12 protein-coding genes are annotated in these 14,712 nt (G+C 45.7%); 5 read left to right on the top strand and 7 right to left on the bottom strand.

Annotated elements, in window-relative coordinates; genetic code table 11:
* Positions 1 to 30: 30 nt before the first annotated feature.
* From HGR01_RS01005 to HGR01_RS01015, 3 genes are all read left to right on the top strand, one after another.
* Positions 31 to 489 (top strand): DM13 domain-containing protein, encoded by a 459-nt coding sequence (locus HGR01_RS01005; RefSeq protein WP_045869418.1) that lies wholly within the window; start codon positions 31 to 33, stop codon positions 487 to 489.
* A gap of 306 nt (positions 490 to 795) precedes the next feature.
* The gene (locus tag HGR01_RS01010; RefSeq protein WP_045869419.1) at positions 796 to 1,503 is read left to right on the top strand and encodes a DUF4079 domain-containing protein; all 708 of its coding nucleotides are present in this window, start codon (positions 796 to 798) and stop codon (positions 1,501 to 1,503) included.
* A gap of 280 nt (positions 1,504 to 1,783) precedes the next feature.
* Positions 1,784 to 3,211, top strand: coding sequence for a sensor histidine kinase (locus tag HGR01_RS01015; RefSeq protein ID WP_194007981.1), 1,428 nt, complete (start codon positions 1,784 to 1,786; stop codon positions 3,209 to 3,211).
* A 260-nt stretch (positions 3,212 to 3,471) separates the two neighbouring features.
* Here HGR01_RS01015 and HGR01_RS01020 read toward each other — a convergent pair whose 3' ends face one another.
* From HGR01_RS01020 to HGR01_RS01050, 7 genes are all read right to left on the bottom strand, one after another.
* A complete protein-coding gene (locus HGR01_RS01020; RefSeq protein ID WP_155539121.1) occupies positions 3,472 to 3,633 on the bottom strand; it encodes a hypothetical protein in 162 nt (53 codons plus the stop codon).
* On the bottom strand, positions 3,615 to 3,887 hold the full coding sequence (locus HGR01_RS01025) for a hypothetical protein (protein ID WP_045869422.1): 273 nt from the start codon (positions 3,885 to 3,887) through the stop codon (positions 3,615 to 3,617). The genes HGR01_RS01020 and HGR01_RS01025 overlap by 19 nt, the downstream gene beginning before the upstream one ends.
* Positions 3,888 to 3,985: 98 nt before the next feature.
* Positions 3,986 to 7,723, bottom strand: a complete 3,738-nt coding sequence (locus HGR01_RS01030; RefSeq protein ID WP_263420073.1) for an AAA-like domain-containing protein — start codon at positions 7,721 to 7,723, stop codon at positions 3,986 to 3,988.
* 353 nt (positions 7,724 to 8,076) lie between these two features.
* A complete protein-coding gene (locus HGR01_RS01035) occupies positions 8,077 to 10,230 on the bottom strand; it encodes an AAA-like domain-containing protein (protein WP_264265024.1) in 2,154 nt (717 codons plus the stop codon).
* Between the two features lie 516 nt (positions 10,231 to 10,746).
* The gene (locus HGR01_RS01040) at positions 10,747 to 11,886 is read right to left on the bottom strand and encodes a serine/threonine-protein kinase (protein WP_045869425.1); all 1,140 of its coding nucleotides are present in this window, start codon (positions 11,884 to 11,886) and stop codon (positions 10,747 to 10,749) included.
* A 60-nt stretch (positions 11,887 to 11,946) separates the two neighbouring features.
* Positions 11,947 to 12,366 carry a PIN domain-containing protein gene (locus HGR01_RS01045; RefSeq protein WP_045869426.1) on the bottom strand — a complete coding sequence of 140 codons (420 nt, stop codon included), beginning with the start codon at positions 12,364 to 12,366 and terminating at the stop codon, positions 11,947 to 11,949.
* Positions 12,347 to 12,601, bottom strand: coding sequence for a hypothetical protein (locus tag HGR01_RS01050; protein WP_045869427.1), 255 nt, complete (start codon positions 12,599 to 12,601; stop codon positions 12,347 to 12,349). Before HGR01_RS01050 ends, HGR01_RS01045 begins: the two co-directional genes overlap by 20 nt.
* 554 nt (positions 12,602 to 13,155) lie before the next feature.
* Here HGR01_RS01050 and HGR01_RS01055 point away from each other — a divergent pair.
* Both HGR01_RS01055 and HGR01_RS01060 read left to right on the top strand, forming a co-directional pair.
* The gene (locus HGR01_RS01055) at positions 13,156 to 14,469 is read left to right on the top strand and encodes a glycoside hydrolase family 10 protein (RefSeq protein WP_045869428.1); all 1,314 of its coding nucleotides are present in this window, start codon (positions 13,156 to 13,158) and stop codon (positions 14,467 to 14,469) included.
* Positions 14,462 to 14,650, top strand: a complete 189-nt coding sequence (locus HGR01_RS01060) for a hypothetical protein (protein ID WP_052335133.1) — start codon at positions 14,462 to 14,464, stop codon at positions 14,648 to 14,650. Before HGR01_RS01055 ends, HGR01_RS01060 begins: the two co-directional genes overlap by 8 nt.
* The last annotated feature ends 62 nt before the right edge of the window (positions 14,651 to 14,712 follow it).

The following is a 14,712-nucleotide window of genomic DNA, read 5'->3' on the forward strand; positions in this document are numbered from 1 at the left end:
GTATAAAGGCATTTGAGGGAGATAAAAGCTATGAAGTTTAAGCATTTAGCTATTGTAGGTATGATGGCGCTAATAACTGTAGGTTGTGCCAACGAAAGCGCCTCTAATAAAACAGATACACCAAAAGCAGCGACGGAAAACGTAGCAAGTTCAGGTGCAGGTTTGGGTGCATTTAAAGCTGGGGAACATCCTACTCAAGGGAAAGTGAAAGTCATTACCGAACAAGGAAAACGCTTTCTCGAGTTTGATGGAGATTTTAAAACTGATCAAGGCCCAGATTTATATGTAATTTTATATCGTACTGATAAACCACCTATATCTGGCATTAAAGAAAAAGATTATTTCAGCATTGCACCATTACAAAAAACTAGCGGTACTCAACGCTATGCTTTACCAGAAACTGTCAAGTTAGGTGAATTTAAATCTGTAGCAGTATGGTGTCGTAAATTCAATGCTACTTTCGGCTATGCACCTTTAGCAAATAGCTAACACTAAATCTTACCCATTACCTTTATATGGAAATAGAAATGTAGTAGCGTGTCTAGACTAAAATATTGCATTATTCAAACTCTTGTGGGATGGGCATCTTGCCCGTCCTGGGCGGACAAGATGTCCACCCCACAAGAAAATTATATTGCCACATTTTAACCTTGTCGCGCCAGTAGGGTGTGTTGTCGCGTAGCGCAACGCACCAAGTTACCATCAAAAATTCTAGGTGCGTTAACGCTGAGAGTACAACACCCTACGAATTACTAAATCTTACCCATTACCCATTACCCATTACCCATTTATTATATGGAAATAGCCGATTTTCTTAGCCTAATACATCCCGCGATCGCAGTAATTTTTGTCTTCCCTCTGATTGGGAATGTGGTAAATTTTGCTTGGCAAACACGCCAACGCAGGTTACAAAGTTTAGGGGGAGGTAAAAGCAAAATTCCCCCGGTAGTTGGTTCAGAACATAAAAAGTTAGGCGAGTGGTTAACTAGTGCAGTTGTTGGCTTAACTTTAATTGGTCTAGCTTATGCAATTGGCAAAGATATCGTCAAACATCAACTTTGGAACACTGCAACTTTTCAATTCATTTTCATTATCTTGATGTTTGTGGCAACGATTATCTCTTTAGTTTTACTCTATCAAGCCAAGCAAAAGTTATGGCGGGGAATATTTGCCACTTTAACTGGTGCGGGGTTAGTGATTCTTGGCTGTCAGGATGGAGTGTATCGCCTGACTAAAGAATGGTACTGGTCACATTATTATATTGGCATTACCGCAGCCTTGCTGATGATTTTTTCTTTAGCAATTGTGCAAGATATTTATCAAGATAGATCCAATCGCTGGCGGCTAGTGCATACAATTTTAAATTGCGTAGCTTTATTATTGTTTATCGGGCAAGGTTTAACAGGTACAAGAGATTTACTGCAAATTCCCCTAAGTTGGCAAGAACCATACATTTATCAGTGTGATTATGTGAATAAGGTTTGTGGAACGATAAAGCCGTAGGGGAATGGAATAATTGGGGAAGGGGGAAAGGGGAAGGGGGAAAGGGGAAAGGGGAAAGGGGGAAGAGAAATATTTATTGTTATACCAATTCCTTATGAACCTTTATATAATTAGATTCCCCCTAACCCCCTTAATAAGAAGGGGAAAGGGGAAAGGGGAAATCGGGAACGGGAATAAATCTTTCAAAGTCACCCTGATTAAGGGGGATTTAGGGGGATCTAAATATGTGCAACATCACATGAAATTGATATTAAAAATGCGGATATGAGTATTATTAAAAGTGCAAAAAACCATCAACATCTTACAAAAATTAGATCCAGGTTCATTACGGTTAAGGTTAACGGCTGGGATTGCAGCATTTTCGGCGGTGGGTTTGGGTAGCCTCTCGGTTTGGACTAGCTTGAAAATGCAAGATATTTTAATAGATAATCATAAACGCCATGTTGAGAAAATTGCCGATCGCCTACCGCGTGATGTGCAACTTTATATTCAAATGATGCCACAAGCCAGTGGTTTAGATAAGTCGATAAATAATTTAATTGATAACGATACTTTTATCTGGATTAAAAACCCAAAAAATCAAATTATTGCCACATCTACTAATTGGAATCAGCTACCAGCACCAACGACATCACAGTTAATGTCTTTAACCGAGATGTCGGTAAAACCAGAAGTTACTCAAGTGCAGCAGCGCTACTATGTTTTATGTGGTGCGGCTTTGCAAGTACAGAATCAACCACTGGGGAAGCTATTTGTAGTTAAGGATATTACCCGCGAACAAACAATGTTTTTGGCGCTGGTGCGGAGTTTAGGGATTGCGAGTCTGTTAATAATTATTGTAATTTCCTTGGCGATCGCAATTTATATTCGGCGTTCTCTCCAACCTCTGCGTCAACTGAGTCAAATGGCGGAGGTAATTTCTGCTGCTGATTTACCAGAGGCGCAGTTATCGCTTCAGCAAGCACCCAGCGAGGTGAAAGAATTAGCCCAAACCTTTAATATGCTATTATCCCGGCTGGCGGAATCTTGGGAACAGGAACGACAGTTTGTCAGCAACGTTTCTCACGAATTACGCACGCCATTAACCATTGTGCATGGTTACTTACAAAGCGTACTCCGGCGACCCAGTAATTTAACACCCACCCAAATTGAAGCTTTAGAAACTGCGGCTGTGGAAGCCGAACATACTATCAGGCTACTGCAAGACTTACTAGATTTAGCCAGGGCTGATAGCGGTCATTTGCATTTTCGCATGAATCCCTGCGTGCTGAATGACTTAGTTGCCGAAGTTGTCGGGATGGCGCAGAAATATAGCGATCGCACTATCATGATCGAAGCACCAAATCATCCCATTGAAGTGAAAGCCGACTATAATCGCCTCAAGCAGGTATTGTTGAACTTAGTTGATAACGCCGTCAAGTATTCCGAAGCTGAGACTCCCGTAATTGTCAGGTTACATCAGCAAGATAAAGCAGCGATCATTCAAGTAGACGATAAAGGTTATGGCATACCCTTGCAACACCAAGCCCGCATCTTCGAGCGATTTTACCGCATAGACGAAGCCCGCACCCGTTCTACAGGCGGTTCTGGTTTAGGCTTATCAATAGTCAAAACCTTAATAGAAGGTATGGGTGGTAGCGTCACCGTGCGATCGCGCTTAGGCAAAGGCAGTATATTTACGATTAGTTTGCCAATTTCGCCAAAATAGTAGGGGGGAGGGGGAAGGCTAAAAGGGGGAAGGGGAAAGGTTTTACAGGTATTTTGCTATTAACGTGAAACCCTCTTGGTTGCAAGGTTTCGCCCTCACCCCCAGCCCCTCTCCCACAGGGAGAAGGGAGCAAGAGATTTAGTCCCCCTTCTCCTGCGGGAGAAGGGGTTAGGGGATGAGGGCGCGTATTTGTACAACGCCCGCCCTATATCGCTTGTAGCTTAAGTTGACACCAATGGGCATCAACAATTTACGCTACCTCACCAAAAACCTTTCAGTGCCGTGCCCAACCACAGCGATAATTTATATTGTGCTATTTTCTGCAACCAAAAGCGCGATACCTGCGGCGATACACCACGCAGCTTTGGCGATGATGATTTAAGATAAGCGATCGCACAATTCATCACATCCAGCAAATGCACAAGCTGTATGCAGTAAAATCATAACTTTTGTAACGAAAAAAACCACCTTGGTCACCAACAAGACGACCTTGGTCACCAACATTGCGACCTTGGTCACCAACATTGCGACCTTGGTCACCAACATTGCGACCTTGGTCACCAACATCACGACCTTGGTCACCAACATTGCGACCTTGGTCACCAACATCACGACCTTGGTCACCAACATTGCGACCTTGGTCACCAACATTGCGACCTTGGTCACCAACACCCAAATTTTGGTAACTCCCCCAGCCAGCAGCTCAAATTATACTAATGCTTGAAACCAGAAAATGCGCCACCCTTTCCCCCTTCCCCTTTCCCCCTTCCCCCTTCATCTCTCACACACCCCCCTCTCCCCCTTCCCATTCGGGTTATTCTGCAAATAATCCCGCACCCAAGCGCAACCCTTCACCATTAAGTCATCCAAATCCAGATTCCACAACTTCACCGTGTCGTCAGCACTGGCAGAAGCAATGGTTTTGCCGTCGGGGCTGAATGCCACGCCAAAGACCACACGGCTATGACCTTGAAGAGTTTGCAACACCTGCCCCTGGAGATTCCACAACTTCACCGTGTTGTCAGCACTGGCAGAAGCAATGGTTTTGCCGTCGGGGCTGAATGCCACGCCAAAGACCACACTGCTATGACTTTGAAGAGTTTGCAACACCTGCCCCTGGAGATTCCACAACCTCACCGTCTTGTCAGAACTTGCAGAGGCAATAGTTTTGCCGTCGGGGCTGAATGCCACGCTCATTACTCCACCGCTATGACCTTGAAGAGTTTGCAACACCTGCCCCTGGAGATTCCACAACTTCACCGTGTTGTCAGAACTTGCAGAGGCAATGGTTTTGCCGTCGGGGCTGAATGCCACGCTCATTACTCCACCGCTATGACCTTGAAGAGTTTGCAACACCTGCCCCTGGAGATTCCACAACTTCACCGTGTTGTCAGAACTTGCAGAGGCAATGGTTTTGCCGTCGGGGCTGAATACCACGCCCCAGACCCCATCGCTATGACCTTGAAGAGTTTGCAACACCTGCCCCTGGAGATTCCACAACTTCACCGTGTTGTCAGAACTTGCAGAGGCAATGGTTTTGCCGTCGGGGCTGAATGCCACGCCAAAGACCCAATCGCTATGACCTTGAAGAGTTTGCAACACCTGCCCCTGAAGATTCTGCAACTTCACCGTCTTGTCATCACTGGCAGAGGCAATGGTTTTGCCATCGGGGCTGAATGCCACATACCAGACCTCACTGCTATGACTTTGAAGAGTTTGCAACACCTGCCCCTGGAGATTCCACAACTTTACCGTCCCGTCAAGACTGGCAGAGGCAATGGTTTTGCCGTTGGGGCTGAATGCCACGCCAAAGACCCAATCGCTATGACCTTGAAGAGTTTGCAACACCTGCCCCTGAAGATTCCACAACTTCACCGTCTTGTCAGAACTTGCAGAGGCAATGGTTTTGCCGTCGGGGCTGAATACCACGCCCCAGACCCCATCGCTATGACCTTGAAGAGTTTGCAACACCTGCCCCTGGAGATTCCACAACTTCACCGTCTTGTCAGAACTTGCAGAGGCAATGGTTTTGCCGTCGGGGCTGAATACCACGCCCCAGACCCCATCGCTATGACCTTGAAGAGTTTGCAACACCTGCCCCTGGAAATTCCACAACTTCACCGTCTTGTCAGCATTGGCAGAAGCAATGGTTTTGCCGTCGGGGCTGAATGCCACGCTAATTACTCCACCGCTATGACCTTGAAGAGTTTGCAACACCTGCCCCTGGAGATTCCACAACTTCACCGTGTTGTCAGAACTTGCAGAAGCAATGGTTTTGCCGTCGGGGCTAAATGCCACGCCAAAGACCACACTGCGACGACCTTGAAGAGTTTGCAACACCTGCCCCTGGAGATTCCACAACTTTACCGTCCCGTCAAGACTGGCAGAGGCAATTGTTTTGCCGTCGGGGCTGAATGCCACATACCAGACCTCACTGCTATGACCTTTAAAGGTTTGCAACACCTGCCCCTGGAGATTCCACAACTTCACCGTGTTATCATAACTTGCAGAGGCAATGGTTTTGCTGTCGGGGCTGAATGCTACGCCCAAGACCAGACTGCTATGGTCTTCTAGTCGGTTTTGTTCCCTAACTCCATAAACTACCTGTTGGAGAGTAGCTACCGCCAAAACGCGGGTATCTGCTTCAACATTTTTATCTGGTTTTTGCAGTCGCTTACCTAACTTCAAGCCTGCTATTAAAGCCTCAAGCTCTAAATTTGATGCCAGCAGATTTTGTGATTTAAGACTCTCAGCGATAATTTCGGCATTAACACGGCGTTTATCTGCATCTGCTTTGGCAGCGTTTGCTTGCTGTGTTTGCTTTTGGGCAATGTTTCGTTGCTTGTTAGCTTCTTGTAAATTTTCCTCTGCTTGTCTTTTACGCTCATCTGCTACCTGACGCTGTTCGGCTTCGGCATTTTTAGCCGCGTTGGCATTATCAAGAGCAACTTTTAAGTCTGCTCCCCGTTCTTCAGCTAACTTTTGTGCAGCCTTTGCTTCCGCCTCTCCTGTTTCCGCCCTTTCCCGTTGGTCTTGAGCAAGTTTTTTTTGCTTGTCCGCCTCCCGGCGTTGTTGTTCTGCGCTTCGCTGCTGTTGTCGAGCATTATCGGCTTGCAACTTTGCCTCAGTGCCTTTATTTTCTGCTTCTGTGCGGGCATCTTGAGCAATTAACCTTTGCTCATTCACATACACAGCCACTCCCGTCATTAAACCCGAAAATATCAGCAATCCCACCACATAAGGCAGCGCAGGTTTCAGCTGCTCCCACCTATCCCGTAAGTTAAACGGCAAATGTTCATTCAGCCACTTGCGGTCAAATACTTGCCGATAAATTTGATTTCTCACCTTTAAAACATTCTGCTCTCGCCTCACCACCCCCGACAACTTCAGGTGAGACTTAACTATTGACTGTTCCTCATCCACAACCGGACGCTTACCTAACCGAATTTCCCGGTATGTAGTCAAAACCTCTGGGTCAGGCGAGCGTTTAGTCAACATATCCCGCACAAACTGCAAGTTATTATCTTGCTCACTCATCGCACCCAAAAAAGTATTACTCACCACGCGGTTAACAAAGGCTGCGCCAGGGGAAAGGCTTCGCCTGGGGGAAAGGGTAAAAGGTAAAAGGGTAAAAGGGAAAAGGCTTCGCCTGGGGGAAAGGGTAAAAGGTAAAAAGGTAAAAGGGAAAGAAGAAACCCCTTCCCCCTTAACCCTTCCCCCTTCCCCATTCCCCCTTTCCCCTTCCCCCTTCCCCTCCCTCACCAAAGCCGCACACAAGCGCTGCGTTAAATACGGATGTCCCCCTGTCCAATTCAGCACCCATCGCAATAATTGTTGTGCGTCATCAGTTACCTGTTCCAATCCCTCAGCCAGGGGTAAAGCTTCCTCAAAGGTAAAATCAGTCAAATCCACACGCTGACCAATATTAAACGGTGTGCGCTTGGCATCGCGGATTAAATCCCCCGGAGTTGCTACCCCCATCAACACCAAAGAAAGACGCACAAACTCAGCATTAGTCGCACGGGCTACATAGAGATAACGAATCGCCGTATAAAAATCATCAGTAAAATCTAAGCTGAGGGTGGAATCAATTTCATCCACAAAAATCACCACCCGTGCTTCTACCTCAGCCAGTAACACCTCCTGAAAAAACAGCGTCAGCCGTTGCGAAACTCCCAAATATTCATGTTCTTGCCACCAACTCACCACATCAGTCTCAAACTCAAGTTGCTCATCCAGCTTCACCAAAAAGCCAAAATACCATTGTTCGGCTGTCACCTGCGCCCCCAATTCCTGAAGGTCAACAATAACAGCCCGTATCCCCTCCTCTGCCAACGTTTGCGCCGTGCGTACCATCAAACTCGACTTCCCCATTTGGCGCGGAGTGAGGACATAAGCAAAAGTTCCATCCCGGCACAAATTCAACAATTCCTCATCAGCTTGGCGGGGAATATAAATCCCACCACCAGCCTGCACCGTCCCGCCGACTGTGTAAATGGTTGGGTTAGACATAATTATTCCCCCCAGGTCTCAATCTGTCATTGCAAGTCTTAGAGTGTGTTACGCCGTAGGCTAAGGGATTTCCAAGAAATAAATTATTCCATCTTGTGGGGCGGGCATCTTGCCCGCCACATAAACTGGGCGGACAAGATGTCCACCCCACAATAAATACTGGGATATTTTTTGATTTGGAAGTCCCTAACGCACCATCCGAGATTTTCGGTGCGTTACACTTCGTGATAACACACCCTACCAAAGCTGATTTACCCACGCTAGTAGGGTGTGTTACGCCGCAGGCTAACGCACCGCCCGAGATTGTCGGTGCGTTACACTTCGTGATCACGCACCCTACCAAAGCTTCCCCTTTACCCACGCAAGTTCTCCCGGAAATAATCAGCATAAAGTTGACAACGCGGGATTACCGTTCTCCCCTCCCTTCGCACCAACCCCGCACCCCGCAGCCGGAAGAAAACGCGCTCATCATCGCAGGTGTTATGGCGAATTACCTGCAGCATACTTGACACTAATTCCGCTTTACTATGCAGTCGAAACAAATGGTTCCGCAAATGATTACCAAAGGGGCCATTATCTGCGGTAGCTTTGGCAAATAATTCCGCAGTCGTGAAGCGCTGACTGGCGATTAAATACAGCGCCACCCTGACTAAATAAGGATGTCCATTCAGCAACGCCATTAACTGCTGTTCTGCATTAGCATTAAGCGGTGAACCATGACGGTAATTCAAATCAGCAACTTGCGTGGCGGTAAAATCTTCTAAGTCAATTACCTCGCCTACATTAAACGGTGATTGGTTGAGATTATCAATTAATTGGTAGGGTTCGGTGGAAGTCACCAAGGCTAAATCGAGTTGCTTCCAAATCGGTGTAGTAGCGCGGTTATTGTGCCAACTGCGAAGCATTCCAAAGAAATCGGAACGGAATTCAGTATCAAAAGCCCTTTCTACTTCATCCATTGCTAATACTAAGGGCTGACCAAATTCTTTTAACAAATAGCGCCCAATATAGCGGGTGCAACGCTGACTATTACCCAAGGGAGAGTTCCAATATTCAGCAACTTTATCTGCCATTTCTATTTCATCAGTTAGCCAAGTGCAAAATTGCCGAAAGAATAATTCAGCATTGCTTAAAGCTGCTTGATCAAATAATTGAAAATCCAAGAAAGCCACCCGCTTACCTGCATTCATCGCCGCATTACAGGTGCGAATTAACAAGGAACTCTTGCCCATTTGTCGGGGGCCTTTAATGGTGATTGTCACACCTTGACGCTGAATCGCATTCAAAGCCAGAACATCACAAGCGCGTTCCACATAAAAGCGAGACTCGCCATCCATTGTTCCTTCTGGCATTTCCAGCGATATCGGCTGTGCGGAAGGAAAAGGCTGAGGTAAAGCTGAGGCTTCCCGTGGCTGCAGCAAACTGGCTTGATTCGCTTCCCCAATTGTTAATTCACCCCCAGAAATCGCCTGCAGCAATTCTGCAATTAGGCGGGGTGTATCTTCCCCATCTCGCCAAACAGCCCAGTTAATCCCATTGAGATAAACACTCAAAGGATACTGAAACGGCTCTCGATATGCCAACCGCACCGGGAGAATCATCGGCTTTCCGCCTTGTTCCTTAGCCAGGCGACTGGCGGTAGCAATTTCCGCCTCCACCATCTCACTGTGGACAGAATGCTCAGAAAGGAAAACAATTAAAAAATCAGCTTGGCGAAGTTCCGCTTCAATACGTTCCGCCCAGCGTGTGCCTACGGTGATAATTTGGTCAATGAAAACTGTGTGATGTTGAGCCAGCGCTTGCTGGACTTGCAATGCAATCGGCTCATCGGGGGTGACATGGCGTTTGTAGCTGATGAAGATGCGTTTGGGGGGGGAAGGGGGAATGGGTAAAGGGGAAGGGGGAAGGGGGAAGGGGGAAGGGGAGGGAATTACAGATGGGGTTGGGGGGAGGTTGCGGCTTTTGAGGACTGGGGTGGCAGATTCGGGGATGTTTTCTAAATCAATGGCGATGCGCCCAAATTCGTATGCATCTTCGTAGGTTCTACCTGCGCCAAGGGCATCATAAAACCCGACTGCAAATTTAATTGCGGCGCGATCGCCTACTGCTTTATTCATTCCTACTACATAATTAATATGTTGGAATATCGCCTCAGCTTGCGCTTCGCTATAACAGGCGTTTAACAGCACACACTCTATCTTGTCTTGAAATAACCTAAACAGTCTGCCCAGTGACTCTGTACTTACCAGTTGCAACTGTCCGTGATCATCTTCCAAAACTAAACCTTGCTCACCTTCCCCATGTCCAGAGAAATGCACAATCTCTGGTTGATGATCCAAAAGCGCACGTCGCAAATCTGCCGGACGCACAGCCCATTTAGTAATTATCTCAAACTGTTCACGAATTTTCGCACGTTCCAACCCCGCCTGAATTTCCCGCACTTCTTCATCCAAGCGCAACTTCACCGTATTCTTGGGATTTGCCGATAAAACCAGGATTTTTTTCACACTATCATCAATTATTGCACCAGGCGTTGTCTCTAGATGCAGTTTACTACAGCAGAGTTACGGAGAATTACGGGCAGTGTAAAGAAATTTGGGGAAAGGGGGAAGGGTGAAGGGGGAAAGGGTAGTGGCGTGACCAGGCTAAAATGTTGCAATAATTTTTCTTGTGGGGTGGACATCTTGTCCGCCCCGGACGGGTGAGACACCCATCCCACAAGAGTTTTTTTCATGCACTATTTTAGTCTAGACACGCCAGTAGTGGACTGACACAGCTAATTTAGTGCAATAGCAAAAATTCATTTTATCGGCGTATATCGGCGGTTAATTTCATCAAATCTAATGCCTCATTTTAGCCGTAACGCACCATCCATGCTTAAGCAAAAGCTGCTGCCCAGATCCCCGACTTTTTGAAAAAGTCGGGGATCTAAATCTCGCTCAAGTAAGTGACATTCCACTCTACAATAAGTTGATTTTTACTTTATAAATAAGCTCTAAGAATTACGAATTACGAATTACGAACTACGAATTATTATTCCCCAAATATTTACTTTTCAACTCTTCCAACTCATCATCTATAATGCTTTTATTAGTAGGCTGAGGAGTTTGAGGTTGGGGTTGACTTTGCTGCTTTGGCGGTTTATTTCCACCTAAAAATAGAGTCTTCATTTCCTCTAATTCCAGGTCAATTTGGCTTTGCGATTTGGGAGATACAGCAGGTTTGGGGTTAGATGGTGCAACGTTAACAGGCTTTATTGATGTTGCTGGTGTAGCAACTATCGGCACATTTTTATTCAGGTCAATTAAAACTTCATCTGCTGTTTGATAACGCCGCCTCGGGATACTTTCTAACATTTTGTTGAGAATGTTAGTTAACTCTTGACTTACAGGATTTGTTAAATACTGCTGCCAAATCCAACTATCATTATTAATATCATAGGAATCAAAGGGCGATCGCTCGGTAAGTAAGCGAATACAAGTAGCACCCAAGCTGTAGATATCGCTAGCGAAAATCGCTCGTCCTCGGATTTGTTCTGGTGCAACATACTCGGGACTACCGATACTTGTACCAGTGCGGTTGAGAGAAGTGCTAGTGGCAGATTTAGAAGCGCCGAAATCTACTAAAACTAGTTTGCGATCGCTTGCCCGTAAAATAATATTTTCGGGTTTAATATCACGGTGAATGACGTGCCTAGCATGGCAAAATTGCAGTACTGGCAATAAATCATTGAGCAACTGCCGAATTTGCTCTTCGTTAAAAGCCCCTTGTTCTACTGATTCCTGAGCTAAATTTTTCCCATCAATAAATTCTTGGACAAGATACTGCCTATCATCTTGGGTAAAATATGCCAGTAATGCCGGAATTTGGGGATGTTGCCCTAATTCATCTAACTGTACAGCTTCTTGGTTAAATAACTCCACAGCCTTTTGCACAGTATTTGTGCCTTGGGCTTGGGGGTAAAATTGCTTAATTACACAGCGTGGTTTTGAGGGTTTATCTTCATCCACCGCTAAAAAAGTACGCCCAAAACCCCCTTGTCCTATGGGTTTAATTGCACGGTAGCGTTCTTTAAGCAGTAGCTTATAACCACAACTTAGACAAAACTTCACATCATCAGAATTTTCCGGTTTGGGACAACGGGGGTTAAGGCAGTAGCTCATAGTGGCGCTAAAAATCGCTCTTATTGTATTTATTTTGCCCTGCGATCGCCACAAGGGTATTCAGATTCGCCAATTATCTAGCTTCAGACTGTAACCCAGTGCTTGAATGCGCTGATAGTGCGCTAAATTACCAGTGACTAATATCAAATTTTGCTGTATCGCAATAGCTGCAATCATGCTATCAGCAAGTCCTATCGGTTGTCCTATGCGTTCCAAATCTGCATAAATACGCCCAGCTAATTCAGCATCCCTCAGTTGCAGTGTTAACACCTCTGCTACGGCAATTTGAGCAAAAAACTGCTGAATTCTATCTTCTCTTTGCAACCGATGCCAGCCTTTGACAATTTCTAAGACTGTGATAGTGCAGATAGTGTAGCGACCAAAAACTGCTAAATAACTAATAGCTCTTGATACTACACGCTGATCTCTACGCTTGAGACTCTCGGAAAGAATGTCTGTGTCAAGTAATACCTTTTCCAAAGCGTTGATTTAATGGGTGTGCTGCCCGATCCTTCATTACCTCTTCTAGCATCTCATCTACTGACTCAGGATCATCAGCAAATAGTCCCAATAATGGATACTTTTCTGGTTCTGCTTTTGGTAATTGATCAATTGCGTATGCAATTAACTCTGACAAGTCACAATGGCGTGATTTTGCCAAAGCTTGCGCTTTCTCCAGGGTTTTCTCGTCGAGTTGCAATTCTATGTTTTTCACGCCGCCTCATCTAAAAGCTGATGTGACAAGGCAATTCTAGCATTTTTGATATCTTGATGAGCCTTGAGGAAATGCGATCGCAATGTAAGTAGTTAAACAAAATTAATTACAAAATGTCATTGCGAATGGAGCGGAGCGGAATGAAGCAATCGCAAGGGTTGAGATTGCTTCTCTTCGAGACGCTGCGCGTTAAGCGAAGCTATGCCGAAGGCTTTACGCTGCGCTCGCAATGACTGTAATTAATTTTGCGTGGTTACTTACCATCAGGAAAAAGTGTCCCTGTTTTGTGAAATGATCTAAACAGAAATCAAAATTTTCTCAGTATTTTCTGGGTTGTCTTCTTACCACTTAAGTGGATTTTTTACAAGAAGATTCCAGTTATTATGCTGATAAATTCTGCTAAATTGGGCACCAATAACAATTAGCTGCGTCAATAATTTTAGTTAAATTGCTGAGTCTGTTTCTGTGGCTCTTACGCCAAGTTTGTCCAGCACAGGGAATGCCTAACTACCATTGAACCAATTTTCTAGTAAGCATAAATGCTTGTAGACTATATGGCGAGTAGATTACTAAAAAAAAGCCTGCTATGGCGCGTATGTGTAGCTAACGCATCAATAAAACCGATGAAATCAATTTTGAAATCAATGTTTGCTGTTCAAAGTTGGCGACAAAGACGCGCGGCGACTTTTGCCCAAAGATTACGCAAGTATCTTTACTTGATAGTTGCCTTAATATCTTGCCTGACGGTATTCGTTGTCGATAATTTTACCCCTGCGATCGCTCAGGTTTCGCAGTTACCCCGTGAGGAAATTCGCGGAGTGTGGATGACGAACAACGATATGGACATCCTCAAGGAACGCCCCAAGGTGCTGGAAGCTGTGAGCCAACTGCGGCGGCTCAACTTTAACACTATCTATCCTGTCATCTGGAATTCTGGCTATGTCATGTATCCCAGCGCTGTAGCCAAGCGTACAGGTATCCAACCCTTTGTTTTACGAGGCTCAGATGGACATGATATCTTAGCAGACTTAATTAACCAAGCCCATCGTCAAGGCCTGTTGGTAATTCCCTGGTTTGAGTTTGGGTTTATGGCTCCACCAACATCAGAATTAGTTATGGAGCATCCCAATTGGTTCACACGCAAGCGAGACGGAAGTCAAACTTCCATTAGTGCGGCTGGTGAAGTGATGTGGCTCAATCCCTTCCATCCAGAAGTACAACAATTTATTACTAGCCTAGTGCTGGAAAACGTCACCCAATATGATGTTGATGGCATTCAGTTTGACGATCACATGAGTTTGCCCCACGAATTTGGCTATGATCCATATACAGTGGCGTTGTACACTCAAGAAACTAAGAAAAGCCCTCCTCGTAATGCTGAAGATCAAGATTGGGTACGTTGGCGCGCAGATAAAATTACAAGCTTCATGGTGAAACTTAACCAAGCTGTCAAAGCGCAAAAGCCCCGCTCGATTTTCTCTGTATCGCCGAATTACTACGACTTTGCATATAAATTTCAACTCCAAGACTGGCTCAATTGGATTAAGTTGAATATTGTCGATGAGCTAATTGTGCAAATTTATCGCCCCAATCTTCAAAGCTTTGTTACTAATATTTCCCGCGCTGAAATCCAACAAGCACAAAAAGTAATTCCTACTGGTGTGGGGGTTATGGCAGGATTACGAAATAACCCAGTTCCCATACAGCAAATTAAGGCTCAAGTCCGAGCAGCTCAAGAACGTGGCTTAGGTGTCGCCTTCTTTTATTATGAGAGCCTTTGGGAATATGCCCCAGAAACAGCCGCAGAAAGAAAGGCAGGATTCCAAGCCCTCTTCCGCGCTCCGGCTTTGCGTGCCAGGATTGAGTAGTGGAGGAAGGGATGAGGGGGATGAGGGGGATGAGGGAGATGAGGGGGATGAGGGAGATGAGGGAGATGAGGGGGATGAGGGAGATGAGGGGGATGAGGGAGATGAGGGGGATGAGGGGGATGAGGGGGATGAGGGGGATGAGGGAAATGAGGGAGAGGAGGGGGATGAGGGAGACAAATAATTAAAAATTACGTCTTCAATCCCGTTCCCTATCTTCTATTTTCCTTCATCCCTGTTCCCAGT

It is taken from the genome of Tolypothrix sp. PCC 7712 (genome assembly GCF_025860405.1).
GTDB lineage: Bacteria > Cyanobacteriota > Cyanobacteriia > Cyanobacteriales > Nostocaceae > Aulosira > Aulosira diplosiphon.

Excerpts from the sequence above, each read along its gene's own strand:
- HGR01_RS01055 (WP_045869428.1), top strand. The coding sequence starts at position 13,156 with ATGGCGAGTAGATTACTAAAAAAAAGCCTGCTATGGCGCGTATGTGTA.
- HGR01_RS01005 (WP_045869418.1), top strand. The coding sequence starts at position 31 with ATGAAGTTTAAGCATTTAGCTATTGTAGGTATGATGGCGCTAATAACT.
- HGR01_RS01030 (WP_263420073.1), bottom strand. The coding sequence starts at position 7,723 with ATGTCTAACCCAACCATTTACACAGTCGGCGGGACGGTGCAGGCTGGT.
- HGR01_RS01040 (WP_045869425.1), bottom strand. The coding sequence starts at position 11,886 with ATGAGCTACTGCCTTAACCCCCGTTGTCCCAAACCGGAAAATTCTGAT.
- HGR01_RS01010 (WP_045869419.1), top strand. The coding sequence starts at position 796 with ATGGAAATAGCCGATTTTCTTAGCCTAATACATCCCGCGATCGCAGTA.